The 24,197-nt window shown below is 42.2% G+C and carries 21 protein-coding genes and 1 pseudogene; 16 read left to right on the top strand and 6 right to left on the bottom strand.

Features of this window, described 5'->3' with window-relative positions; translation table 11 throughout:
- Positions 1-5: 5 nt before the first annotated feature.
- Together A5886_RS13730 and A5886_RS13725 are read left to right on the top strand one after the other, a co-directional pair.
- Complete coding sequence (locus A5886_RS13730) at positions 6-953, top strand: ABC transporter ATP-binding protein (RefSeq protein WP_086275651.1); 948 nt, start codon at positions 6-8, stop codon at positions 951-953.
- Positions 954-980: 27 nt separating this feature from the next.
- Positions 981-1,976 (top strand): RNA-guided endonuclease TnpB family protein, encoded by a 996-nt coding sequence (locus tag A5886_RS13725; RefSeq protein WP_086275650.1) that lies wholly within the window; start codon positions 981-983, stop codon positions 1,974-1,976.
- Positions 1,977-2,115: 139 nt separating this feature from the next.
- Here the strand turns inward: A5886_RS13725 and A5886_RS13720 are convergent, their stop codons facing one another.
- Positions 2,116-2,946 carry an NUDIX domain-containing protein gene (locus tag A5886_RS13720; RefSeq protein ID WP_086275649.1) on the bottom strand — a complete coding sequence of 277 codons (831 nt, stop codon included), beginning with the start codon at positions 2,944-2,946 and terminating at the stop codon, positions 2,116-2,118.
- 56 nt (positions 2,947-3,002) lie between these two features.
- Complete coding sequence (locus tag A5886_RS13715) at positions 3,003-3,275, bottom strand: hypothetical protein (protein WP_086275648.1); 273 nt, start codon at positions 3,273-3,275, stop codon at positions 3,003-3,005.
- Positions 3,276-3,456: 181 nt separating this feature from the next.
- On the opposite strand from A5886_RS13715, the gene metG reads away from it, so the two are divergent.
- The 11 genes and pseudogenes from metG (at position 3,457) to A5886_RS13655 (ending at position 19,278) form a co-directional block, all read left to right on the top strand.
- A complete protein-coding gene (metG, locus tag A5886_RS13710) occupies positions 3,457-5,463 on the top strand; it encodes a methionine--tRNA ligase (RefSeq protein WP_086275647.1) in 2,007 nt (668 codons plus the stop codon).
- Positions 5,464-5,715: 252 nt separating this feature from the next.
- On the top strand, positions 5,716-8,394 hold the full coding sequence (locus tag A5886_RS13705) for a cation-translocating P-type ATPase (protein WP_086275646.1): 2,679 nt from the start codon (positions 5,716-5,718) through the stop codon (positions 8,392-8,394).
- Positions 8,395-8,568: 174 nt separating this feature from the next.
- Positions 8,569-9,172 (top strand): annotated as a pseudogene (gene fic, locus A5886_RS13700) (protein adenylyltransferase Fic).
- Positions 9,173-9,276: 104 nt separating this feature from the next.
- Positions 9,277-9,705, top strand: a complete 429-nt coding sequence (locus A5886_RS13695) for a hypothetical protein (protein ID WP_086275645.1) — start codon at positions 9,277-9,279, stop codon at positions 9,703-9,705.
- A 532-nt stretch (positions 9,706-10,237) separates the two neighbouring features.
- Positions 10,238-11,740: a ribosomal protection-like ABC-F family protein gene (abc-f, locus tag A5886_RS13685; protein WP_086275643.1), complete on the top strand. Its 1,503-nt coding sequence runs from the start codon at positions 10,238-10,240 to the stop codon at positions 11,738-11,740.
- A gap of 499 nt (positions 11,741-12,239) precedes the next feature.
- Entirely contained in the window at positions 12,240-13,313 is a 1,074-nt protein-coding gene (locus A5886_RS13680; RefSeq protein ID WP_086275642.1) for an ABC transporter ATP-binding protein, read from the top strand.
- On the top strand, positions 13,313-14,194 hold the full coding sequence (locus tag A5886_RS13675; RefSeq protein ID WP_086275641.1) for a carbohydrate ABC transporter permease: 882 nt from the start codon (positions 13,313-13,315) through the stop codon (positions 14,192-14,194). The genes A5886_RS13680 and A5886_RS13675 overlap by 1 nt, the downstream gene beginning before the upstream one ends.
- Before the next feature lie 4 nt (positions 14,195-14,198).
- Positions 14,199-15,017: a carbohydrate ABC transporter permease gene (locus A5886_RS13670; RefSeq protein WP_086275640.1), complete on the top strand. Its 819-nt coding sequence runs from the start codon at positions 14,199-14,201 to the stop codon at positions 15,015-15,017.
- Positions 15,001-16,290, top strand: a complete 1,290-nt coding sequence (locus tag A5886_RS13665; RefSeq protein WP_086275639.1) for an MBL fold metallo-hydrolase — start codon at positions 15,001-15,003, stop codon at positions 16,288-16,290. Before A5886_RS13670 ends, A5886_RS13665 begins: the two co-directional genes overlap by 17 nt.
- Positions 16,291-16,313: 23 nt before the next feature.
- Positions 16,314-17,591 carry an ABC transporter substrate-binding protein gene (locus tag A5886_RS13660; RefSeq protein WP_086275638.1) on the top strand — a complete coding sequence of 426 codons (1,278 nt, stop codon included), beginning with the start codon at positions 16,314-16,316 and terminating at the stop codon, positions 17,589-17,591.
- A gap of 139 nt (positions 17,592-17,730) precedes the next feature.
- Positions 17,731-19,278 (top strand): bifunctional metallophosphatase/5'-nucleotidase, encoded by a 1,548-nt coding sequence (locus A5886_RS13655; RefSeq protein WP_086275637.1) that lies wholly within the window; start codon positions 17,731-17,733, stop codon positions 19,276-19,278.
- A gap of 44 nt (positions 19,279-19,322) precedes the next feature.
- Here the strand turns inward: A5886_RS13655 and A5886_RS15925 are convergent, their stop codons facing one another.
- The 3 genes from A5886_RS15925 to A5886_RS13640 are packed head-to-tail and all read right to left on the bottom strand — an operon-like array spanning position 19,323 to position 20,910.
- Positions 19,323-19,484 (bottom strand): hypothetical protein, encoded by a 162-nt coding sequence (locus A5886_RS15925; protein ID WP_086275636.1) that lies wholly within the window; start codon positions 19,482-19,484, stop codon positions 19,323-19,325.
- 33 nt (positions 19,485-19,517) lie between these two features.
- On the bottom strand, positions 19,518-19,868 hold the full coding sequence (locus A5886_RS13645; protein ID WP_086275635.1) for a hypothetical protein: 351 nt from the start codon (positions 19,866-19,868) through the stop codon (positions 19,518-19,520).
- Positions 19,869-19,887: 19 nt separating this feature from the next.
- The gene (locus A5886_RS13640) at positions 19,888-20,910 is read right to left on the bottom strand and encodes a lactonase family protein (RefSeq protein ID WP_086275634.1); all 1,023 of its coding nucleotides are present in this window, start codon (positions 20,908-20,910) and stop codon (positions 19,888-19,890) included.
- Positions 20,911-21,029: 119 nt separating this feature from the next.
- Between A5886_RS13640 and A5886_RS13635 the strand changes: the two genes are divergently transcribed.
- The gene (locus tag A5886_RS13635; RefSeq protein WP_086275633.1) at positions 21,030-21,383 is read left to right on the top strand and encodes a PTS glucitol/sorbitol transporter subunit IIA; all 354 of its coding nucleotides are present in this window, start codon (positions 21,030-21,032) and stop codon (positions 21,381-21,383) included.
- A gap of 14 nt (positions 21,384-21,397) precedes the next feature.
- On the top strand, positions 21,398-22,561 hold the full coding sequence (locus tag A5886_RS13630) for an AI-2E family transporter (protein ID WP_086275632.1): 1,164 nt from the start codon (positions 21,398-21,400) through the stop codon (positions 22,559-22,561).
- 175 nt (positions 22,562-22,736) lie between these two features.
- Here the strand turns inward: A5886_RS13630 and A5886_RS13625 are convergent, their stop codons facing one another.
- A complete protein-coding gene (locus A5886_RS13625) occupies positions 22,737-23,597 on the bottom strand; it encodes a MurR/RpiR family transcriptional regulator (protein ID WP_086275631.1) in 861 nt (286 codons plus the stop codon).
- A gap of 216 nt (positions 23,598-23,813) precedes the next feature.
- Here A5886_RS13625 and rpsO point away from each other — a divergent pair, with 216 nt between their 5' ends.
- Positions 23,814-24,083, top strand: coding sequence for a 30S ribosomal protein S15 (gene rpsO, locus A5886_RS13620; RefSeq protein WP_086275630.1), 270 nt, complete (start codon positions 23,814-23,816; stop codon positions 24,081-24,083).
- Positions 24,084-24,197 lie beyond the last annotated feature (114 nt).

Below are 24,197 nucleotides of genomic sequence, written 5' to 3'. Positions count from 1 at the left end.
AACGGTTGGAAAAAGTGTTACTTGAAGTAAATAATCTAAAACAATATTTTAATGTTGGCCGCAAAGACGAAGTCAAAGCCGTTGATGATATCTCTTTCAAAATTTATGAAGGAGAAACCTTCGGACTAGTTGGCGAATCAGGGAGCGGCAAGTCGACCACTGGTCGGACGGTGATCCGGTTGAATAACCCGACTGGTGGAGAAGTGCTTTTTGATGGACAAGATGTGATGAAAATCAAAGGCAAGAAAGATTTGGCAGATTTTCGCCGTGATGTGCAAATGGTTTTCCAAGATCCTTATGCCTCTTTGAATCCACGGATGAAAGTTCGGGATATCATTGCTGAAGGGATTGATATCAATGGCTTGGCCAAAACAGAAGCACAACGGAATCAGCGTGTGGATGAGTTGTTAAAAACCGTAGGCTTGAACCCAAGTCATGGGACCCGTTATCCGCATGAATTTTCTGGTGGTCAAAGACAACGGATCGGTATTGCCCGCGCGTTAGCGGTCGATCCGAAATTCATCATTTGCGACGAACCGATTTCAGCTTTGGACGTATCGATCCAAGCACAAGTGGTCAATTTGCTGCAAGATTTGCAAGAACAACATAAATTGACCTATTTATTTATTGCCCACGATCTATCTATGGTCAAACATATCAGTGACCGCATCGGTGTGATGCACAATGGCAAGTTATTGGAAGTGGGTACTAGTGATGAGATCTATCATTATGGCGTACATCCATATACGGAAAGTCTATTGTCGGCCATTCCATTGCCCGATCCTGACCATGAGCGCCAACGCAAACGGATCAAATATGTCAGTGAACCGACAGATGACCAAGCGCGTCAAATGGAAGAAGTCGCACCCGGACATTTCGTCTATGCATCAAAAAATGAAGTGGCACATTATCAAGAAAAATTGGCACAAAAAAAGGGAACAGTTTTGGTTTAAAGGTATAGGGGGATAGGTTAGGAGGAGATGAAACTGGGTGTTTTAAAAGCATACAAATTTCGGATCTATCCTAATGGACAGCAAAAACAGTTCTTCATCGAAACTTTCGGCTGTGTACGCTTCACGTATAATCAGCTGCTGAAAGCCAAGATGGATGAACTGGCGAACAAGGAAGTAAAGTTAGGGTTAACACCAGCCAAATTAAAGAAAGACTATCCGTTTTTAAAAGAGACGGATAGTTTAGCATTAGCGAATGCACAACGGAATCTGGAACGGGCGTTTCGGAATTATTTCCAAAAACGAGCCGGCTTTCCAAAAATGAAAACCAAAAAAAGTATTTGGCAATCGTATACCACCAATAATCAACAACATACGATCTATTTTGTCGAAGATCAACTCAAGCTGCCAAAATTGAAATCATTGGTTCCGGTGAAGCAGCATCGGGCAATCAAAGGAACCATCAAATCAGCAACGATTTCCGCAAAAAACGGTACTGAATTTTATGTATCGATTTTATGCTTGGAAGAAGTTGAACCATTACCAAAAAAACAACAGAAGATTGCACTGATCTTTGATCCGCAACTTCTTGTGCAAGCCAATCATTCGTTACCAGTCGCATGCACCCATGCCTTAGCGACGCTGCAAAAACTAGCGCGGGCTGAGAATAAACTGACGATCAAAGCCAAGGCGGTCAAGCGCAAGAAGATTCTCTTGAACAATGCCCGCAATTATCAAAAACAAAAAGGCAAAGTAGCCAAACTTTATCGGCTTCACGGCTGTCAAAAGCGGGAGTACATTGATCAGATGAGCTATCATTTAGTAAAGCAGTACGATACGATTTATATTGAGAAAATCAGTGAAGATGCCCAGGTTTCTGGTAACTACACGATTAGCGACTGGCACCAATTTGTTCGCAAAATGCAGTATAAAGCCAAATGGTACGGAAAAGAGCTTCATTTTGTCGCTTTATCCGCAACTGACAATCGAAAAATGCCTGAGTTATTGGCCCAAATGGGTTCTTGATCTAAAAAACTGGAAGGGACGCCAGGGTTCGCCTAGGGTATAGAAAAAGCCAATCACGGTTTTTGTTTCTAGGAACCACGTCCACTAATTATGATTAGCCAGTAAAACCCTCCAAACATGGTTTGGAGGGTTTTACACGTTACATCTTGTTGCCTAGTACGTCATCATTCAAACGATAAATCTTAGAAGGTCTTCCGATACCAACAGGTTTTTCACCAACTTCAATAAAATATTGCAGCATGGATTTTTTGAAATTCGAATGATCGATCAGCTTGAAATCGATGCCGAGGAATTTGGCAAACACTTTACGGGCTTCTGTGATCGTGAAGTCTTGTCCTAAGACCAAAAGGACTTGCGGCTCATGCTCCATTTTATTGGCGACCCGTTGGAAAGCTTTCAGAATAATGGCGCTATGGTCAAAGGCCAAGGTATCCTTGCCAATCGATGTGCCAGATTGCATATCCAAAACAATCTCGATCTCACCACTGCTTAAAAACAGCTGTTGACCCTTACGTTCTAATGAAAACCAGCGCACTTGATTGGCGTCATCCCCCGCACTGAGGGGCTCTTCACCGATGAAAGCCAAGTAACTAACTGTGATGACCCAGCCCCGCGGATCACGATCGGGTGTGCTGAAGGTATGCAGTTGTTCAATGTTTTGTTTGGAAATCGTTACGCCGATTTCTTCGTTGGTTTCTCTGATGACACTGTCACCGGTCGATTCTTGGGGATTGACGAATCCGCCAGGCAAGGCCCATGAATTACGAAACGGGTGGCCTTTCCGCTGAATCAAGGCGATTTTCAATTGTTCTTCTTCTTTGTTGTAACACATCAAGACCATATCAACAGTCACCGAAGGCTTTTCATATTTTGGTTGATCTTGTTCTTGATACCAAGCAAGAAATTCGGCTTCTGACGCGTCTTGTTCATAGTAATGTTTTTCTGCAGATTTAGAAGTGAATGTTTTCATTGTTTTCTCCTAGATAGATTCATTTGTAGGGCTAGTTGTATTAGAAAAAGCATGCATCAATTAAAAAAATACGGGCAAATCAAGTTGACAAAAAATAAGGCGGTATATAACCAAGTCAATCGTTGCTGATCGTGCAACGTGCGGTAGCCGCAATAAGCGAGCCAGCAAAGGAAGATCACCCGCAACAATGTGACGACCGTTGCGAAGGCTGCAGCTTGATCGAGTCCGTTGAAATAAGCATAGAAATAGGGATAGTAACTTGCGCCGATCAGATGCAAAACAGTCAGTCCGATCGACAGCCAGAAAAAACGTTTATTTATGTTTGACATGAGGCATCCTTTCAAGAGGAGATTTTTATTCTATTATAACAAAACAAGCAGCTATTTTTCAAAGCAAGGAAGTAGCCGTATTATCGGATACTTTTCCGATCAAAAAAAGAAAAAACTCAACTTGAATTATGGTATACTACCTTAGTATACACTTTATTCGACAGAAGGAGGACACCTGTCCATGGCTGAAAAAGAAACATTTTATATCACGACGCCAATCTATTATCCAAGCGGCAAATTACATATCGGAAACTCATATACGACAATTGCCTGTGATGCAGTCGCTCGCTACAAACGCTTGATGGGCTTTGATGTGTTTTATTTGACTGGTGTCGATGAACACGGTCAAAAAATCGAAAAAAAAGCAGAAGAATTAGGCGTTGATCCGCAAGAATATGTAGATAAAATGGCAGCTGATGTCAAAAAGTTATGGAAAACACTTGATATCAGTTATGACAAGTTTATCCGCACAACTGACGATTACCACAAAAAATCTGTGCAGCAGATTTTCCAACAACTGCTGGATCAAGGCGATATTTATTTAGGAGAGTATGAAGGCTGGTATTCTGTATCAGACGAAGAATATTTCACTGAGACGCAGTTAGCCGAAGTCTTCCGCGATGAAGCAGGCAACGTGATCGGCGGGAAAGCCCCAAGTGGCCATGAAGTGGAGTTGGTCAAAGAATCTTCTTACTTCTTCCGCATGAGCAAATATGCGGATCGCTTGGTGCAGTACTATGATGAGCATCCAGAGTTCATTCAACCGGAATCACGTAAAAACGAAATGCTGAACAACTTTATCAAACCAGGTCTAGAAGATCTAGCTGTTTCTCGGACGACCTTCAAATGGGGCATCCCAGTGACTGCTAGTCCAGAACATGTGGTCTATGTTTGGATCGATGCGCTATCCAACTATATCACGGCTCTTGGTTATGGCACAGAGGATGATTCGTTGTTCCAAAAATTCTGGCCGGCAGATGTCCATATGGTTGGTAAAGAAATTGTACGATTCCACACGATTTATTGGCCAATCATGTTGATGGCATTAGACTTGCCATTGCCTAAAAAAATCTTTGGCCATGGCTGGTTGATGATGAAAGACGGCAAAATGTCAAAATCAAAAGGCAATGTCGTTTATCCTGAAATGTTAGTCGAACGCTATAGCTTAGATGCCTTACGCTATTATTTATTACGGGCAGTTCCTTTCGGCAGTGATGGTGTCTTCACACCGGAAGACTTTGTGTCACGCTTGAATTACGATCTAGCCAATGATCTAGGCAACTTGTTGAACCGAACGATTGCCATGATCAACAAATATTGCGATGGGTTGGTTCCTGATTATGCCTCTAAAGTGACACCATTTGACAGTGAGCTATCAACAACAGCGGCCAATGTCGTGGGGCGTTATCATGAAGCAATGGACAAAATGGAATTCAGCACAGCTTTGGCTGAAGTTTGGACTTTGATTTCAAGAGCCAACAAATATATCGATGAAACCCAACCTTGGGTCTTAGCAAAAGAAGAAGACCGCAAAGCAGAATTGAATAGTGTGATGGTCCATTTGGCGGAAAGCTTGCGGATCGTAGCGATTTTATTGCAACCTGTGATGACAGAAACACCTACGAATATTTTTGCGCAATTGGGTCTAGCTGTTGAAGCCATGGACTTGAAAGATCTACGCTTTGGCGAATTCCCTAGCGGCACGAAAGTCGTTGCCAAGGGGACACCAATCTTCCCACGTTTAGAGCTTGAAACGGAAATCGCCTATATTCAAAAGAAAATGGCAGAAGGGACCCAAGGACCAGAAGAAACGGTCAAATGGGATCCTGAAGAAACCGACTTGCAATCAGACAAAGCAGAAATCAAATACGAAGATTTCGATAAAATCGAATTGAAAGTTGCTGAAGTGATCGACTGTCAGAAAGTCAAAGGGGCAGACAAATTATTGCAATTTCGTTTAGCCGCTGGCGATGATCAAGACCGTCAGATTTTATCCGGTGTGGCAGAGTTCTATCCAGACCCTCAAGTGTTGATTGGCAAAAAAGTCGTGATCGTTGCCAACTTGAAACCACGGAAAATGCGGGGACAAGTCAGTCAAGGGATGATCTTATCTGCTGAAGATGCAGAAGGACGTTTAGAAATCGTTGATGCACCAAAAGGCATGCCGAATGGCGCAGTGATCGCCTAATTTGCTATTGATTCAGCTGATAAGAGATATAGATTGCAATCGATGGAAACTTTTTGTATAATGCGTGTTATTGATATGATCATGAGGGAGTAACTAGCGGTTTTTGCATCCGCGGCAACATCACCATCCTGAAAGAAATTTCTGGTGTTGCCTTAAATAGTGAGACTTATGTATGTGTTCCAGTGCATACATAAGTCTATTTTTTTTCATTTCATGTACAATAAAAGAAGGATCTATAAGGGAGGAAAAAAGATGTCAGAAGAAAACAAAAAAGCACAACTGTCGCAAGCCTTTTATGCGCAAGAGACCACGAGTGTCTTGCAAGAATTGCAAGCAGATGCCAATGGCCTGACAAATGATGAAGCAAAAAAACGCTTGTCTGAATATGGCCCCAATGAATTGGAAGAAGGCAAGAAAAAATCATTGGTTCAAAAGTTTTTTGAACAGTTCAAAGATTTGATGATCATTGTCTTGTTGGCCGCTGCCATCATCTCAGCAGCTGTTTCTCATGAATTTGTTGATTCAATCATTATTTTGGCTGTTGTGATCATCAATGCCATCATGGGCGTGGTCCAAGAAGCCAAGGCAGAACAAGCCATTGAAGCATTGCGGGAAATGTCGACACCCAATGCCAATATTTTGCGCAATGGCCATACGGTGACGGTCAAAAGTGATGAGTTGGTGCCTGGAGATATCGTCTTGCTAGAAGCCGGTGATGTCGTACCAGCCGATTTGCGCTTGCTAGAAGCAAGTTCTCTAAAAATCGAAGAAGCTGCCTTAACAGGTGAATCAGTGCCCGTTGAAAAAGAACTGACGGTAATTGAGGGCAGCGATGTCGGTATCGGGGACCGGGTCAACATGGCGTATTCAAACAGCAATGTGACATACGGTCGCGGTAAAGGGGTTGTTGTCAATACTGGTATGGGCACAGAAGTCGGCAAAATCGCCGGCATGCTGGCGAGTGCCCAAGAAACAGAAACACCACTAAAACGCAATTTGAATGAATTAGGTAAGTTTCTAACGATTGCCATCATTGTGATTGCAGTCATTATGTTCTTCGTGGGAACGATCTTCAACAATACCTCATGGGTCGATATGTTACTGACCTCGATCTCATTAGCTGTAGCTGCGATTCCAGAAGGCTTGCCAGCCATAGTGACCATCATTTTGGCATTAGGAACGCAAGTGATGGCCAAGCGTAATGCAGTCATCCGCAAATTGCCAGCTGTTGAAACATTAGGGGCAACAGATATTATTGCATCGGATAAAACTGGTACATTGACATTGAATCAAATGACTGTTGAAAAATTATATGTCAACAATCACCAACATGCCGCATCTGAAGATATTCCTTTGGATAATATGGCATTGAAAGTCATGAACTTTGCCAACGACACCAAATTTGGAGAAGAAGGCAATCTGATAGGGGATCCAACGGAAACTGCCCTTGTACAATTTGGGATGGATCAAGGATTCCACGTTCGTGATCTGGTCGGACAAGAGCCTCGTGTGGCAGATTTGCCATTTGATTCCGATCGTAAATTGATGAGCACCATCCACCAACAAGAAGATGGCCGCTATCTGGTGGCAGTGAAAGGCGCGCCAGATGTGCTTTTAGGGCGAACAGCTACAGTCTTATTGGATGGACAAGAAGTACCAATGGATGACAAGCAAAAACAAGCGATTTTGACCAATAATACCGATATGGCAAAACAAGCTTTGCGAGTCTTGGGTATGGCCTATAAATATGTAGATGCTGTACCAGAAAATCTCGAATCAGAAATCGTTGAAAATGATTTGGTTTTTGCCGGATTGGTCGGTATGATCGATCCAGAGCGTGCTGAAGCGGCAGATGCCGTTAAAGTGGCAAAAGAAGCAGGTATTCGCCCAATCATGATCACAGGCGACCACCGGGATACAGCGGAAGCCATTGCCGGTCGCTTAGGGATCATTACACCTGGTGATGATGATGCTGTCTTAACGGGTGCTGAGTTGAACAAGATGAGTGAAGCAGAATTCGCCCAAAAAGTGACCCAGTATTCTGTATACGCCCGGGTATCTCCTGAACACAAAGTACGGATCGTCAAAGCGTGGCAGCAAGAAGGAAAAGTCGTTGCCATGACAGGGGATGGAGTCAATGATGCCCCAGCATTGAAACAAGCGGATATCGGCGTCGGCATGGGAATCACTGGGACCGAAGTGTCGAAAGGTGCTTCTGATATGGTCTTAGCCGATGATAACTTTGCCACCATCGTTGTTGCTGTTGAAGAAGGCCGTAAAGTATTTTCGAATATCCAGAAATCGATCCAATATTTATTGGCAGCCAATTTAGGGGAAGTGTTGACTTTATTCCTTGCCACACTTTGGGGCTGGGATACATTATTGCCAATCCACTTGCTCTGGATCAACTTGGTGACAGATACCTTCCCAGCGATTGCATTAGGTATGGAACCAGCCGAGAAAGACTTGATGAAACATGCACCACGCGGCCGTAGCTCAAACTTCTTCTCTGGTGGTGTGATGAGCAGTATTATTTATCAAGGGATCTTAGAAGCAGCAACAGTGCTCTTTGTTTATTGGTCTGCGATCCAATGGCCTGTTCATACCAGTTATAATGAGATTCATGCGGATGCGTTAACGATGGCTTTTGCCACACTTGGCTTGATGCAATTGTTCCACGCATTCAATGTTAAGTCTGTGCATCAGTCTCTCTTCACCGTAGGACCTTTCAAAAATAAAGCCTTCAACTGGGCAATCTTATTGTCCTTTGCTTTGATGATGGTCATCATCGTGGTGCCAGGATTGAATGATATCTTCCGCGTAGCCCATTTGGACTTATATCAATGGGGAATCGTCTTAGGGTCATCTTTTGCGATCATTCCAATCGTCGAAATCGTGAAAGCTGTCCAACGTGCAATGGGGCGTAAGTAGATAGTTGAAACGAAAAAACAAAACATGATAGTATCAAACCAGTCACACCGGCATCAAAAGAGATGCTAGCCGGTATGGCTGGTTTTCTTTTTGTTTCAAGAAGTTTCGTTATACGGCACAATCAATGGAGTGGGACGGTTTCGACTCATTTTAAATGGACGAAGGAGAGTCATTATGGCCTTAGAAAATAAGTTAGGGTTGACCAATCAAGTGGCGTTAGCCAAACATGAAGAAAAAATCAGTAAGCAAAAAGCGAAAGATTTATATGATTCTGGTAAAATGAACAAAATCGAGATTGGCACTTTTAAGGGGCTTTCAGACATTCATAGGTATTTGTTCTCAGACATATATGCCTTTACAAAAAGGTGCGCAATGTCAACGTGGCAAAGGGAATTTCCGTTTCGCACCAGTGATGTACTTGCAACAAGCACTCGTGCATATTGATCATATGCCGCAACAGACTTTTGATGAAATCATCAAAAAATATGTCGAGATGAATATCGCGCACCCCTTTCGAGAAGGCAATGGGCGCAGTACGAGAATCTGGTTAGATTTGTTGTTGAAACAGGAAATCAAGCAAGTGGTTGATTGGAATCTGATTGATAAAGCGGACTATCTATCTGCTATGGAACGCAGCCCAATCAATGATTTAGAAATCAAGTTCTTGATTTTCCATGCCTTGACAGATAGAATCGAGGATTGTGCGCTGTATATGAAAGGGATTGATGTCAGGTACTATTATGAAGGGTATACGGAATATACGATTGATGAAGTATAGAACGATTGCTATGCTTAGTAGCATCAGAATGTCCTTACACCTTTCCATTTCCCATCAGAAACGGTAAAATAAACAGTATCAACTGAAGAAAGTAGGAATATATTGTGCGACCAAATTTAGGGTATTATGTCCAAACAATCAATGATTTAGTGAAAGAAACGGAAGCAATCGGGGAAAAAATGCATCCCAAGTATGAGGAGATTCGGCAAGCAATCGACGAAAAGAAGACCAGTGAACTGACACAAGAACGGTTATCAGAAATCGCAGAGACATTCAAAGAAGGAACAGATAAGTACCGTTTGATGTTGAAAAAAATCAGCCAACTGCGGCCACCGGCAAATGTAATGGGGATCCACAAAAAATTTGAGCGCGCATATATGAGCTATGTTGCCGGCTGTGATGAAATGATTCTAAGTATCGCAGATGGGGTGGACACAGAAGCATTTGATGCGGCAGAAGAAAAACAAGATCAAGCAACAGATGATATTTCATTTGCCATTCAACGCATGACGGCGCTTTTGTTAAAAAAATGATAAATAAAAACGCTTAAACAAGAGTTATTTAATTTAACTGTTATGTTATTCACATGATTAAAAATTAAATCGGCACTATAATAAAGCCACAACCAACAACCTTTTTATTTTTCATTTTACTCCTTTTGCCACCGGGACTAACCAACCTGGTGGTTTTTTTGTGCAATTATATGTTTTTTTATCTGGATTGAACAGACGATTTACTGAAACTTTGTGAAGGAAAATATTTTCGTTTTTAAAGAAAGGTGCGATTGGCAAACAATCAGTGGCGAGTGAATATAGAATGTTTGCTTTCAATGAATCAAGCATGCTATACTTTGGGCAATCAAACATGAAGTGAGGGATCTTCCATTGAAAAAGTAACCAATTTGTTGAAAGCTGCATACGACTAGAACCACCAAGGGGACAGTCTGCAGATTTTCAGGATTGGCGGCTTTTTTGATGAAAGGTCTTTTTTGTGTCCTTTTTTTGCTGATCACTGAAAATAGCTTAGGACCCCGTCTATTCAAGAAATAGACACGAGGTGAACAATATGAGCACAATCAGTATCAAACAATTGACCTTTGGCTTTGACAGCCAAGAACAACTTCTATTCGATCGGACCAATTTAACGATCGATACCACTTGGAAATTAGGCTTATTGGGGCGCAATGGACGCGGCAAAACCACCTTGCTGCGCTTGTTACAAAATCAATTGCCTTATAGCGGAGAAATCAGTCATGGACAGACTTTTGTCTATTTCCCGGTAGCAATCAACGATCCGCAGCAATTGACATATCACGTGTTACAAGAATCTGGTGATGTAGCATTGTGGCAATTGGAAAGGGAGTTGCGTTTGCTTCAAACAACGCCGGATGTTTTGTGGCGTCCCTTTCATACATTGTCAGGAGGCGAGCAGACAAAAGTCCGTTTGGCGCGTCTGTTTGTCGATGAGGAAAATTTTCCTCTGATCGATGAACCAACCAATCATCTTGATATCACGAGCCGTATTCATGTGGCGAATTATTTGCAACAAAAAACGGGCTTTATCGTGGTGAGCCATGATCGTCAGTTCATGGATGATGTGGTCGATCATGTGTTAGCAATCGAAAAGAGCCAACTGGTCTTATACAAAGGAAACTATACAGTCTATGAAGCGCAAAAACAGCAAAAAGACAACTACGAGCAAGAACAAAACAAAAAACTAAAGAAAGAAATCGGACGTTTGCAGCAAACAGCTGCAGAAAAAGCCGAATGGTCACGGGGAAGAGAACGGGATAAATTGGGTTCCCCTCATAAAAAAGGCAGTGGCGGTGTCTTTGATACTGGCGCAATCGGTGCCCGGGCAGCGCGTACGATGAAACGATCAAAAGCCATTGTCAAACGAATGGAAGATCAAATTCAAGGCAAGTCTGCTTTATTAAAAGATATTGAGTACATCGATCCATTAAAGATGTATCCTTTAACAAGTCACCATGATGTACTGCTCAAAGCAGAAAAACTACAGCTAGGTTATGAACAGCCATTGTTTTTGCCAATCACATTTGCTGTGAGAGACAAAGAGCGCATAGGGATCGAAGGCCCCAACGGTGCAGGCAAGTCAAGTGTCATTCAAGCGATTCTGAGGCAATTTGCTGGCCAAACGACGGGTAGCCTCCAGCTGGCGCATCAAATCAAAGTCAGTTGTGTCCGGCAGAACTATGAAGACAATCATGGAACATTAGCGCAGTTTGCTGAAGCACAGGGAATCGCCTATCAAGATTTGTTGCGCAATCTCAAAAAATTAGGCTTAGAGCGATCGGTGTTCCAGACTCCCATCGAAAAGATGAGTATGGGACAGCGCAAACGGGTCGAATTGGCTAAATCATTGGCGACACCGGCCCATCTGTTTATTTGGGATGAACCATTGAATTATTTAGACGTCTTCAACCAGCAACAGTTAGCGACGGTCATTTCTTTGGTAGAGCCGACGATGGTGATCGTCGAGCATGATCGCTATTTTCTTGATCAAGTCACGACGAAACAAGTAGTGTTGCGGCCACCAAATCATGGCTGAAGGCCTATTACAGAACGTCATCTCTAAGGATGACGTTCTGTTTTTTTGCTTTTTTTGACCAAATTATGGCATATTTGTGTCTTGACACTTTATGTTGGGATGGTAAAGTAGATGTAATCAATATGTCAAGACACATTGATAAGACCCGACTTGTTTTATCATAGGCTTTTCATTCGGCTGTTGCTGTGAAACGGGTTCAGTTGGACATGGTTTATTTTTTAAATAAAGGCGCTTACCAAAGTGTAGGTTTGAAGTATTTTCAGTATATAAAGCGCTATTTTTCATTTTTCGCTTTTTTTTTTGAAAGAAATTATTAAAAATTCTTTCATAATTCATTTCGGCTTTTACAAAACATTTACAATAATAGTATCGAATGAAAATAATCGTTTGTTATCATTAAAATCGAATTTCTTTGTAAGTTTGACAAGGATGACGTCTTTTCTTATGGATTGTTATTCTGGCCAAATGAAATGGGAAAGAGAAAATGGAGGGGCAGTGTTTGATAGAAGTAGTGGGGTTAAAGAAGGTCTTTGATAATAAATTCGAGGCCTTAAAAGCGGTTGATTTTACTATTGAAAAAGGCGACCTTGTTTGTTTATTAGGACCAAGTGGTTGTGGGAAATCAACGATTTTAAATTTGATCGCTGGTTTGTTAAGTCCGACAGCTGGCGATATTTGCTTTAATGGCAACTCGGTGGTCAAAACCGAACCAAAAGACCGCAATATTGGGTTTGTTTTTCAGAATTATGCACTATATCCCCATATGACCGTCTTGGAAAATGTGATGTTTCCATTGACAGTCGGCGAGAAGAAAATCAAAAAAAATGAAGCAAAGCAAATCGCCGAAAAGTACATGCGTTTGACCAATATTGAAGAGTTGAGCCAAAAAAAACCAGGCACGTTATCTGGTGGTCAACAGCAGCGGGTCGCAATCACCCGCGCTTTGGTCCAAAATCCTGAAGTTTTGTTACTGGATGAACCACTCAGTAATTTGGACGCCCGTCTGCGGTTGAAGATTAGAGAAGAGATACGACGCTTGGTCAAAGAAGTTGGGATCACGACGATTTTTGTGACGCATGATCAAGAAGAAGCATTGTCGATCAGCGACAAAATTATTCTGATGAATGAAGGCGTGATCCAACAAAACGATGATCCGCAAAACTTGTATTTAGAACCGAATAATCAATTTGTCGCCAAATTTATAGGCAATCCGATCATCAATATGCTGCCAATCGAAATCAAGGATGGCAAAATACATCATCCTGCATTTACAGCGCCCGTGAGTCGCTTGACGGATATTCGTTTCAAGAAACCGATGCCAGATGGACGATATACGTTAGGCATTCGTCCAGAAGATGTGTTGACCGTAACCCAAAACAGTTTGTTTGAGACATCGATCAAGAGTGTGGAATTGATTGGCCGAGAACGAATTTTAAATTTTGATTTGGCTGATAAACATTTGAAATCAATCGTCAGTATTGAAGAAATCATCGAGGAAGGTGCACAAGTTGCGTTTGATTTCCAATTCAAAAAGGCCTTCATTTTTGATGACAAAGGGGAGCGGGTCTACTGATGTTCAAAAAAAATTACAACCCGGAAAATCAGCCCAAAGCGTGGCTGTTTCTGCTGCCGTCACTGGTGATCATCTTTTTGTTTAGTGTCTATCCGTTGTTTCGCTCATTGATCATGAGTTTCCAAAAAGGGACATTGATCAATCAGCGCTATGCAGGAATCGAGAACTATCAAAAAGTGTTGACTGATCCTGTCTTCTTTAAAGCGTTAAGAAATACGGCCCTCTTTGCCTTTACCGTCGTGCCGATTGCCTTGATTTTGTCATTGGCGATTGCTTGGATCATTTTTGAAAAAGTCAAACACAAAAGTTTTTTTGAAACGATTTTCTTTATGCCTTATGTGACGAGTACGATTGCGATCGGGATCGTTTTTCGCTATTTTTTCAATGGGTCATATGGGATTATCAATTATCTCTTGAGTTTGGTTGGCATCGCACCGATCAATTGGTTGGACAATGTCAATATGAGTATGACAACGCTGATTATTTTTGGCGTTTGGACGAGTTTGGCTTTCAATATCATTATTTTATTGGCAGGTATGCGCAACATCGATCAGGAACATTACAAAATTGCCAAAATGTTTGGTGCCAACAATTGGGAAATTTTTCGTAGAATCACGTTTCCGCAATTGATTCCAACCTTTGCCTTTTTGCTAACAGTCAATATTATTGCGGCCTTTAAAGTCTACACGCAAGTCTACGCACTTTTTGGTGGACAACCAGGGATCGCCAAGAGCGCAACGACAGCGGTGTATTACATCTATGACAAATTCCACATCGCAGGTCGACCAGGCATTGCGATGGCCGCAACGGTGATTTTGTTTATCATTATCCTGATGGTGACATTCATCCAAAACAAAATTTTGAAGAAAGTGGGGGAATAAGCAAATGAAGAAAGTCGTTACCGTGATTTCCATGCTTTTCTTGGCGCTTTTAGCGATCATCACTGTTTTCCCATTTATTTATATGATTTTGGCTGGATTGATGACGTATAGTGAAGCCACCAGTATTCCGCCGACGATTATCCCCGCTTCTTTTCAATGGGAAAATTATGCAGAAGTATTTACGAAAGCCCCCTTTTTACGGTATTTCTTGAATACAGTCTTTGTGTCGGCCATCACGACGATTGCCACACTGGTGACGGCGGTACTCGCCGCCTTTGCCTTGACCAGTCTTGAGTTTAAGTATAAGGGGTTGGTCATCGCACTGATGATCTCATTACTGATGGTACCGTATGAATCAATCATTTTTACCAATTACAATACTATTGCCAGAATGGGTTTATTGAATACGTATAGTGCCTTGATCATTCCTTTTTTGACAAGTATCTTCTATATCTATTATTTGAATGGCTATCTGAAAAGTATTTCCAATACCTTTTACAAAGCAGCCAAAATCGACGGTGCCAGCGATTTGGCTTATATTCGTCGCATATTGATTCCAATGTCTAAACCAGCGTTGGTGACAGTCGGGATTTTGACATTTATTTCTAGTTGGAACTCTTTCTTGTGGCCGCTGCTAGTGACCAATGAGAAAAAATACCGTCTGTTGAATAATGGTTTGGCCGCTTTTACAACAGAAAGCGGCAGTGACGTACATTTGCAAATGGCTGCTGCAACCTTAACGGTCATTCCGATTTTGATTATTTATTTGATCTTTAGAAAAGAGATTATTAAAGGAGTGGCAAAAGATGGCATCAAAGGATAAAACAAGTATTACATTTCATAGCGGGATTTTGACGATTGGCGGTACAGTGATTGAAGTTGCATATAAAGATGCCCATATCTTTTTCGATTTCGGGACAGAGTATCATCCGGAAACACCGTTGCCAGATGAAACATTACAAACGCTAGTTGATCACCGCTGGGTCCCTCAGTTACAACAGGTGTATGATCCTCAATTGGCGTATCACTATGAAGGGGATGAAAACAAAACGTATCAAGAAACAGCTGTTTTCTTGTCCCACGCTCATTTGGATCACGCCAAAATGATCAATTATCTTGATCCGGCGATTCCTTTATATACCTTGAAAGAAACCAAAGCGATTCTGGAAGTGCTGAACCGCAACGGGGACTTCTTGTTGCCAGTTCCTCATGAAGCCGACAACTTTGTCCGATCGATGGTGGGCTTGGCACCTCACGATGTGATTCGGGTTGGTGAAATCGAAGTTGAGATCGTCCCTGTCGATCACGATGCCTTCGGGGCGGCGGCACTATTGATCCGCACGCCAGATCATTTTCTGGCCTATACCGGTGATTTGCGTTTGCATGGGTATCATCCCGAACGCAGCAAGGCGTTTTGTCAATTGGCAAAAGGGACAGACTTATTGATGATGGAAGGGGTCAGTATCAGTTTCCCTGAACGCACCCCAGACCCAGCGACAATTGTTGTTGATAGTGAAGAGGCACTTGTTGAGGCCTTTGTTCAGTTGGTAGCGGAAAATCCAGAGCGCCAAATCACATTTAATGGCTATCCTGCGAATGTGGAACGCTTCTTGGCATTGGTCGAAGCTGCACCGCGAACCGTTGTTTTAGAAGCGCAGCAAGCCGCTTTGCTGAAAGAAATCTTTGACAAAGACGTCTTTTATTATACCATCGATGGTCAGGTGCCAGGAAATTTGACACCAGAATATGCTATTTCTTATCAAGCTTTATGTGCCGATACTAGTCAGTATGTCTGGCAAGCAGTGGCACAGTTTGCGCATCTGCAAAAGGGTGGTTTATATATCCATAGTGATGCCCAGCCTCTAGGGGACTTTGATCCAGCTTATCAAGTGTTTCTGGATCAATTGGCGGCACTTGAGATCGAATTTGTCCGGTTACCAAACTCGGGCCATGCAATCCCAGAAGATTTGGATCAAATCATTGCATGGATCGAGCCTAAATGTTTGGTTCCAATCCATACGCTGCGACCAGAAAAACTGGTCAATCCGTACGGTGAAAGAATATTGCCGCAACGCGGTGAGAAAATCATTTTATAAAAAGGAATAAAGGAGAGAAAAGAATGAAGACAAAGAAATGGGCATTTGCAGCAACAGCGGCCGCGACATTGGTATTAGGGGCTTGTGGCAGTAACGGATCTTCAGCAGCAAACGATGAAGACATTGCAACAGAAATCACAGAGGAAACAACCGTCACCTTTTGGCATGCCATGAATGGCGCGCAAGAAGAGTCATTGACCCAGTTGACCGAGGCATTTATGGCGGATAATCCCAATATCAAGATTGAATTACAAAATCAATCTCAATATTCTGACTTGCAAGCCAAAATCAATTCAACGTTGCCATCGCCAAAAGATCTGCCAACGATCACCCAAGCGTATCCAGGTTGGTTGTGGAATGCCGCGCAAGATGAGATGTTGGTGGATCTGGGTGCTTATATCGACAACGATACGATTGGCTGGGGGGATCAAGAAGAAATCCGCACACCGTTACTGGAAGGGGCACAAATCGATGGCGTGCAATATGGTATTCCTTTCAACAAATCAACAGAAATGCTCTTTTATAATGCAGATATGCTAGATGAGTACGGTGTGGAAGTACCAACAACCTTTGATGAATTAAAAGCGGCTTCTCAAACGATTTATGAAAAATCAGATGGTAAAGTCGTGGGTGCCGGCTTTGATTCTTTGAATAACTATTATTCCATTGGTATGCAGAATCAAGGTGTGGACTTTGACAAAGATCTGCAATTAGATAGCAACGAGTCAAAAGAAGTGATCAATTACTATGCAGAAGGTGTCAAAGATGGCTATTTCCGGATTGCAGGCTCTGATCAATACTTGTCAGGACCGTTCGCTAACGAACAAGTGGCGATGTTTATCGGATCAATTGCGGGTGAAGGTTACGTGAAAAAAGATACCGAAGGCAAATTTGAATATGGTGTTTCGGCACGTCCAGAAGCCATCAATTTGCAACAAGGAACGGATCTTTACATGTTCAATAGTGCGACTGCCCAAGAGCGGACAGCTGCGTTTGAATATATGAAATTCTTGACGTCTCCTGAGTCACAACTAGAATGGTCAGTTGCGACAGGCTATATGCCAGTGGTGGAGTCTGTTTTAGAAAGTGATGATTACAAAAACAATCCAGATACGAAAGTTGCGTCTGAACTAGAGTCAGCTACCAAAGAACTATTCTCTTTACCAGTGGTAGAAAATTCTGATTCAGCGTACACAGAAATCCGCGCGATTATGGAAAATATTTTGTCAAATACAGACAAAGATGTCGATCAATTGATTGAAGAAGCAAAACCGCAATTGGAAGATGTATGGAATCAATAAGACGTTGTTCTTTCTTTAAGGTATAATAGAGACAAACACCTTGAATGAAATGACAGCCAAAAGGATTTGTGTCATCAGGTGTCGAGATGCCTAGGCACAGATCCTTTTGTGTACATAGCTGAATAAAGGAGAATCACACATGAAAATCACGTTCTTAGAAACGAGCGATATGCACGGATATGTCACACCAACCAACTATTCTGATGACCAAGAACAGGGCTTTGGCACCGCAAAAGTTGCCACCAAAATGAAACAATTAAAAGCTGAAGCAGACGGTCCGGTGATCACCATCGAAAATGGCGATTTTATCCAAGGATCGCCATTGAGTTACTATATTGCCAAGAGCCAGCATCATGTCTCGGCGCTAACAGCACCGGTCAATCTTCTTGATGTGGATGTCCACGTGTTAGGAAACCACGAATTCAATTATGGGCTTGATTACTTGAAAGAGGCCATCACTAGTTACCAAAGTCCAGTATTAGCAGCCAATATTCTCAATGAAAACGGCGATCCTTATTTTGGCCAAGCCTACAAGATCATTGAAAAAGAAGGCGTCAAAATTGCTGTTTTGGGCTTAGTCACACAATATATTCCCCACTGGGAACAACCTGCAACGATCAAAGGCATGACCTTCCAATCGATCGTGGAAACCGCCAAAGTCTATATTCCGCGGCTAAGAGAAGCGGCAGACATCGTGGTGGTCAGTTACCATGGCGGGTTTGAAAAAGATTTGATCACTGGAGAACCAACCGAATTGTTGACGGGGGAAAATGAAGGTTATCAATTGCTTCATGAAGTATCAGGAATAGACGCTTTGTTTACTGGGCACCAACACCGGGAGATAGCGACCAAAATCAATGGCATCCCTGTGGTGCAACCGGGTTTTCGCGGCAGCTTTATCGGCAAAATCGAATTGACCGTCGCAACAGATGAAGATCAATTCCGCGTAGTGGATAGTAGGGCAGAATTGGTTTCTGTCGTGGATGCAACGCCAGATGAAGCGACATTGGCATTGCTGGCCCCAATCAATGAAGAGTTGAATACCTGGCTGGATCAACCATTAGGACAAGTGGAAGGAGATATGCGCATCACAGATCCAATGGGTGCCAGAATCAAAGAACATCCGTATATCGAGTTCATCAATCGGGTGCAAATGGCCGCCAGCGGCGCAAAAATCTCAGGGACAGCCTTGTTCAATAATGAAGGGAAAGGCTTTGGATCCACGATCACTATGCGAGATGTCATTACCAATTATATTTATCCCAATACATTGGCAGTGGTTCGTGTGACCGGCGCAGAGTTGAAGGCAGCACTTGAGCAAACAGCGAATTATTTAGCTGTGGAAGAAAACGCCATCATCTTTAATCCCGCTTTTATTGAACCGAAACCACAGTACTACAATTATGATATGTATGAAGGCATTGAGTATACGATCGATCTGCGTCAACCAGTGGGGCAACGGATCACAACCTTGGTCTTTGAAGGAGAACCGGTAGCGATGGACCAGCATTTAGATATCGTCATCAATCAATATCGGGCGGTAGGCGGGGGAAACTATGACATGTTTGCTGCAGAGAAAATCATTCGTGAAATCCAAGTTGATATGACCGAGTTGATTGCGGATTATCTGAAAGCACATCCCGTGATTGACGCTGTCACGAACCAAAATTTCAAAGTTATCGCCTAAAAAAAACACCTAAGAAGCGTCTTCTTAGGTGTTTTTGAATGGGTTTAGTTTTCTATGTTGCGGACATAGTCATCAAAATACTTGATCAAATCAGCTTTGACTTGTTGATAGTCTGCTTCAGTATAAACCTTGTTTTCTAATGTTGCTTCAAAGAATGGCATTTCTAATTCTTCTCGCAGTCGATCCAATACTTCTTCTTGTGTCATGGGCTTCACCTTTTCACGATTGATTTGCTTCCATCATAGCAAATTAAATGAGGCTGTCAATGCTTCATAGGCAGATGCTGTTTGGTTCAATCGATTTTTTAAAGAAACAAAATCATCGTCATCATGGAACAGTACTTGTTTCAATTCAAAATAGTAAATTTCAAAGGCATCAAAAAATGCTTGGACTTCAGTCGTTTGCAACTCTTTGAACGTATCACAACGAATATAGGCTTTTTCTGCAATTGCATAGGTTTCTGCGGTGGTCAGTAAAACCAACGATTCGTTATAGCGACGACTTGTGACCAATTCATATGTCGATTGGCATTTGTTGTAAATATTTGAGAAATCTTTTAATACTAGTTCCTTTGGTGTTTTTTCAAACATGGGGGAGTCCTCCAGAAGATTATTTTTCGAATAGTACGCAGACGCATTCTGGTGTATAAATGTCTTTTTCTACTAAAGTCAAGACGCCAGTATCCGCATCACGACGGTATAAAGTCAAGTTGTCAGAATTCTGATTGGCATTGACCAAATAGCCGTTGCTTGGATCTAAATCAAAGTCGCGAGGGAAGTCGCCTTCAGTCGAAATCGATTGAACAAAAGTCAAGGCAGCACCGTCTTCTGCCACTTCAAAGACAACGATCGAGTTATGGCCGCGATTAGAACTGTAAACAAAACGTCCATCAGTGGATATGCGTACCGCAGCACCGCTATTGAAATCAGTGAAATCAGCAGGAATCGTTGGCACTTTTTGGATACGCGCGAAACTGCCGTCAGTCTCGTTGTAACGCAAAACGGTCAAGGAGCTGTCCAATTCACCAACAAGATAGGCATACTGATTGTTTGGATGAAAGACCAAATGACGCGGCCCCGTTCCATCTTCAGCCACATACACAGCTACTTCGGTCAACTTACCGTCAGCTGATACATCGTATGTGTAGACACGGTCGGTACCTAGATCACAGACCGCTAAACGTTGGTCGGGTGTTAAATTGGTATAATGAACATGAGGTTTGTCTTGATTTTCATGAGAACCAACAGGCTCATCATGGTAAACACTATCAGTGGCTTCGATACTGCCATCTGCTAAAATTTTATAGACATTGACTTCTCCTTTATGGTAGTTGGCACCATAAAGCAGTTGGCGGGTTTCGTCTACCGCTACATAACATAAAGGCGCGCCTTCTTCAGTTGCTGTATTCAGCAAAGAGAACGCAGGGGTATATGCCGCAGCACCACCTTTGCCATCGACTTCAGTCACAGAATAAACCGCTTCTTTTTTGCTGCGTGCCAAATACGTAGGGCTTGTTTCTTCTGCCCGCAATGTTAAATCAGACAATGTTCCTTTTTCAGTATCTAAAGCGATCGAGTAGATCCCTTTGCTTTCACGTCGGGTATACGTACCTAAATAAATTGTTTGCAACATAAATAACCTCCTAATATTTTCATTTCTTTTTAATTCTACCATAGAATGCGGATTTCGGCGGCTATAAAAACTCTTTATGTTATAATAATCAATGAAGAATGGAAAGGGGAATTTGTCTTATGAAACAAGGAACTATCAAAGAAATAGGGGCACAAGCCATCGATCCCAAAGAAAACATGTTGATTTTCTTCGGCGAAGAAGCGAGTGACACATTACGAGAATACTCAGTGGTTCAATCACTGCCCGATTCAGGCGACCTGATCGTCAAGCAAGACGATCAAATTCTTTTCGGCGATCAAGCATATCGTGTACAATATGTAGGAACTGTGGCAAACCAAATCTTGCAGACGATCCAGCACGTGACGTTTGTTTTTGGCGATGTGCCAGCAGAAAATCAATTATCAAGTGCCATCTACTTAACACCGGCAGTATTGCCAACAATTGCAGTTGATATGAAAGTGACCTACAAATAGGAGGCCGTCCCTAAATGAAAGAAACACATAAAAAACCATATTCCTGGTTTTGGAAATGGTTTTTGAACAACCAAGCAGTGACCAGTTTGCTGGTCATTCTTTTGGTCCTGCTGATTTTGTTTATGTTTACCAAAGTATCGTATCTATTTGAACCCTTCTGGCAATTTTTGGCCATCGTAGGATTGCCGATTATTCTGGCAGGAATCTTATATTATTTGATGAACCCGACCGTCGACTATCTCGAACGCAAGGGCATAAAGCGAATTTATAGTATATTTGGTTTGTTTGTCTTGGTGATTGGGTTGATTGTATGGGGTGTGGTGGTGATCATTCCGAAAATTCAAGAACAGTCCCTAAGTTTTGCGGACAATTTACCAGGTTACTTGACGATTATCGAAAATAAGGTCAATGAGATTCTATCAGACCCGATTTTTTCACAAGTGCAAGAGCAAATCGAAGCTTCAAACGAAAAATTGATAACCACAATGACTGATTTAGTTCAGAATTTATCCCGCAGCACGATTCAGAACTTAGGCAGCTTTTTCGGGGCTGTAGCAACGATCATCTTGGCAGTGATCACGATGCCATTTATCTTGTTTTACTTGTTGAAAGATGGTCGCCAATTGGCACCGTATTTTGTGAAGTTTTTGCCAACAAAAATGCGTCAACCTTCGTTGATCGTTTTAAAAGAAATGAATGACCAAGTGTCGTCTTATATCCGCGGTCAATTGACAGTCGCCTTTGCTGTAGCAATCATGTTTATGATCGGGTTTAGTTTGATTGGTCTAGATTATGCTATCACGTTGGGGATCGCAGCCGGCTTCTTAAATTTGATTCCTTATTTGGGTTCATTTTTGGCCATGGTACCGGCAGTCTTCTTAGGCATCGTCGGCGGACCGATTCTATTGGTCAAAGTATTGATCGTTTTTGTGATCGAACAGACGATTGAAGGCCGCTTGATTTCACCGCTAGTCCTAGGCAATGAATTGTCGATTCATCCCGTCACGATTCTATTGGTCTTACTGACATCTGGGAAGTTGTTTGGGCTGGTAGGAGTGATTTTAGGAATCCCTGTCTATGCGGCAGCAAAAGTGATCATTACGCATATCTTTGAATGGTACACGAGAGTATCCAGTTTATATGAAGAAGAAACAGATACTGAAGTGAAACAAGAATAGCTAAAAAAACACAAGATGCCTAGGAATAAAGCTCTTGTGTTTTTTATCTGTTTAAATGTAGTTTCTTTTTTTACCTGAACGCTTGTTGTTCATCTGTTTTTTCAGCAAATTTAGCATATATAATACATGTATAAGAAAGAGGAAGGAAGAACGAGCTAAAACCTTGTCTATCCGTTCACACATACTTCTCACGAAAATCAGCGATTGCTTGTCGTGACTCATAAATATTCCGGGCCAATCGTTCATTCTTGCTCAAAAAGACGTAGAAAAGAACATCGACAGCCAATAAGTGAGCAATGATCGAATTAGTAGCCGCACTGCGACGGTTGGCTTCTTTGGCGCGAGAAACTTGCAAGGGAACATCAGCTAGTTTTGTTAAAGGGTTATTGCCAAAACGGGTCAGAGAAATAATCGGTATCTTTTTGCCAGTAGCGAACTCAGCCAAATGGACCATTTCTGGGGTGTGGCCACTGTTGGAAATCACCCAGAGGACGCTTTTTTTCTCATATTTGACCAACTGCGGCAGCAATAAATTATAGTCATTTTCGAAAATCACGATTTTCCCCAAACGGGTCCACTTTTGTTGGATATCTTGCGCAATCAAAGACGAAGCACCGATACCGCAGACAAAGATTCTTTCACAGACAGCCAGCAAATCAGTCGCGTCCACCATGAGCGATTCATCCAATAGATTGGCTGTCTCGGTCAACGTGACCTGTGCATTGTGGCTCAATTTAGAAGTGATCGCTTGGAAAGGTTCATTTAATTCCACATCTGCATACCCCAATCTCTCGTGGGGATTTTGGCGTAGGCCGGTTTCAGCAGATAATTGTATTTTTAGATCAGTCAAACTGGCAAATCCGGTTTTCTTGGCAAACCGGACCACGGTAGGGGCGCTGATTCCAGTTGCTTCTGCTAATTGGCTGGCAGTCATGGAAGGGACCTTCTCAGGATTCTCTTCCATAAAAGTAAAGAGTTTCTTTTCAGAGAGTGAAAGTTCACTCTTCATGCTCTCGATACGGGAAAGAACACTCATTCTTTCACATCCTTTACATCAATATCTAAAAACAGTATACCATAAGATTTGTATGAGCTTTCATGATTCGCAAAAAGAATCGAGTCATTAACTTGCTTTTTTACCTAGAATAAAGTAAAGTAGTAACGTGTGAAAAGCACGTGACCTGTTACTTGGTTCAACGAATCACCAACGTTTTACTCAGTCGCAGGGGAATAAGAAGAAGAGGTGAAAAACATGGCAATTTCAAAAGAACGCAAAAACGAACTAATCAACCAATTTGCACGTCATGAAGGAGATACTGGTTCTCCAGAAGTTCAAATTGCTGTCTTAACTGAAGACATCAACCAATTGAACGAACATGCACGTACGCACAAAAAAGACCACCATTCATACCGTGGCTTAATGAAAAAAGTTGGACATCGTCGTAACTTATTGGCGTACCTACGTAAAAAAGACGTACAACGCTACCGCGAATTAATCCAAGCTTTAGGATTACGTCGTTAATCAAACACAAGAAAAGTGAGGTTCAACCCGAATCTCACTTTTTTGCTATGAATCACTGCGACTGGACGGCGCAAGCCGTACAGAGCAGATGATGAATAGTACTAGGGGAGCGAA

This window comes from Candidatus Enterococcus testudinis (genome assembly GCF_002140915.1).
GTDB classification, from domain to species: domain Bacteria; phylum Bacillota; class Bacilli; order Lactobacillales; family Enterococcaceae; genus Enterococcus_D; species Enterococcus_D testudinis.
The sequence above is the reverse complement of the archived record's forward strand: the minus strand, read 5'-3'. Positions and strand labels throughout refer to the sequence as shown.

Coding starts and splice junctions, on each gene's coding strand:
- A5886_RS13640 (WP_086275634.1), bottom strand. CDS start 20,910: ATGTTGCAAACAATTTATTTAGGTACGTATACCCGACGTGAAAGCAAA.
- A5886_RS13665 (WP_086275639.1), top strand. CDS start 15,001: ATGGCATCAAAGGATAAAACAAGTATTACATTTCATAGCGGGATTTTG.
- A5886_RS13715 (WP_086275648.1), bottom strand. CDS start 3,275: ATGTCAAACATAAATAAACGTTTTTTCTGGCTGTCGATCGGACTGACT.
- rpsO (WP_086275630.1), top strand. CDS start 23,814: ATGGCAATTTCAAAAGAACGCAAAAACGAACTAATCAACCAATTTGCA.
- A5886_RS13720 (WP_086275649.1), bottom strand. CDS start 2,946: ATGAAAACATTCACTTCTAAATCTGCAGAAAAACATTACTATGAACAA.
- A5886_RS13725 (WP_086275650.1), top strand. CDS start 981: ATGAAACTGGGTGTTTTAAAAGCATACAAATTTCGGATCTATCCTAAT.
- A5886_RS13635 (WP_086275633.1), top strand. CDS start 21,030: ATGAAACAAGGAACTATCAAAGAAATAGGGGCACAAGCCATCGATCCC.
- A5886_RS13630 (WP_086275632.1), top strand. CDS start 21,398: ATGAAAGAAACACATAAAAAACCATATTCCTGGTTTTGGAAATGGTTT.
- A5886_RS13655 (WP_086275637.1), top strand. CDS start 17,731: ATGAAAATCACGTTCTTAGAAACGAGCGATATGCACGGATATGTCACA.
- A5886_RS13675 (WP_086275641.1), top strand. CDS start 13,313: ATGTTCAAAAAAAATTACAACCCGGAAAATCAGCCCAAAGCGTGGCTG.
- A5886_RS13670 (WP_086275640.1), top strand. CDS start 14,199: ATGAAGAAAGTCGTTACCGTGATTTCCATGCTTTTCTTGGCGCTTTTA.
- abc-f (WP_086275643.1), top strand. CDS start 10,238: ATGAGCACAATCAGTATCAAACAATTGACCTTTGGCTTTGACAGCCAA.
- A5886_RS13660 (WP_086275638.1), top strand. CDS start 16,314: ATGAAGACAAAGAAATGGGCATTTGCAGCAACAGCGGCCGCGACATTG.
- A5886_RS15925 (WP_086275636.1), bottom strand. CDS start 19,484: ATGACACAAGAAGAAGTATTGGATCGACTGCGAGAAGAATTAGAAATG.
- A5886_RS13705 (WP_086275646.1), top strand. CDS start 5,716: ATGTCAGAAGAAAACAAAAAAGCACAACTGTCGCAAGCCTTTTATGCG.
- A5886_RS13645 (WP_086275635.1), bottom strand. CDS start 19,868: ATGTTTGAAAAAACACCAAAGGAACTAGTATTAAAAGATTTCTCAAAT.
- A5886_RS13625 (WP_086275631.1), bottom strand. CDS start 23,597: ATGAGTGTTCTTTCCCGTATCGAGAGCATGAAGAGTGAACTTTCACTC.
- metG (WP_086275647.1), top strand. CDS start 3,457: ATGGCTGAAAAAGAAACATTTTATATCACGACGCCAATCTATTATCCA.